The sequence below is a fragment of the Cesiribacter sp. SM1 genome, from assembly GCF_020178975.1.
GTDB lineage: Bacteria > Bacteroidota > Bacteroidia > Cytophagales > Cyclobacteriaceae > Cesiribacter.
In genome coordinates, this window is the sequence record NZ_JAHXBU010000069.1 from 1 (window position 1) to 705 (window position 705).

General features: G+C 42.6%; 1 protein-coding gene. It reads left to right on the forward strand.

The window, feature by feature from the left end:
* The first annotated feature begins 261 nt into the window (after positions 1–261).
* Positions 262–567, forward strand: coding sequence for a hypothetical protein (locus KWJ01_RS13250; RefSeq protein ID WP_224996945.1), 306 nt, complete (start codon positions 262–264; stop codon positions 565–567).
* The last annotated feature ends 138 nt before the right edge of the window (positions 568–705 follow it).

The following is a 705-nucleotide window of genomic DNA, read 5'->3' on the forward strand; positions in this document are numbered from 1 at the left end:
CAGCCCCTGCTTTATTCACTGGACGTTGGTGCAAAACAAAACCAGTAGAAACGCCTCATGATCACATCCAACAGTAGACAGCTGCTATTGATGCTCTTCTGCTTCATTATATCCTTCAGTGGGTATAGCCAAGTGCCAAAGCTGGACCTGCATGATCTTAAACGGACTCATCAAAAGAACTCTACCTCGACGCTTGCCCCTAATAAATCAGAAGAATATAAATGCGTACCTCAACGGGGCGGGCTATTCGGACATTATACCTTGATTGATGATCGAGGCCAGCTGATAGGTAATATGTATGTCTATAATTCCAATGGACCGAAAGACTGGAGATATGATAATAAAGAAGACGAATTAGTAGAACTAAAGCTGCTGGCGGGGGACTACCAGGTGCTGGGTAACAAGATTGGCCAGAGCTATACTGAATTAGTGAAAAGCCTAAAGGCACAGAAGCACTTTCTTTATAAAAAAGGATCGACTGTATATTGTGAGATTGACGGGTACTGGTACAACTTCAATATCAAGGACGATAAAATAACAAGTATCAAAGTGCAGCGCGACTGTTAATAAATAAAAAAGTCTTGCACCAACAACAGAATAAAGCAAGGGCTGTAACAGCTCTTTGCCATTGAACTACAAAACATCTACCTTATCGTCCATGTAGATGCAGCGGTGAGCAGCCCCTGCTTTATTCAACGGACGTTG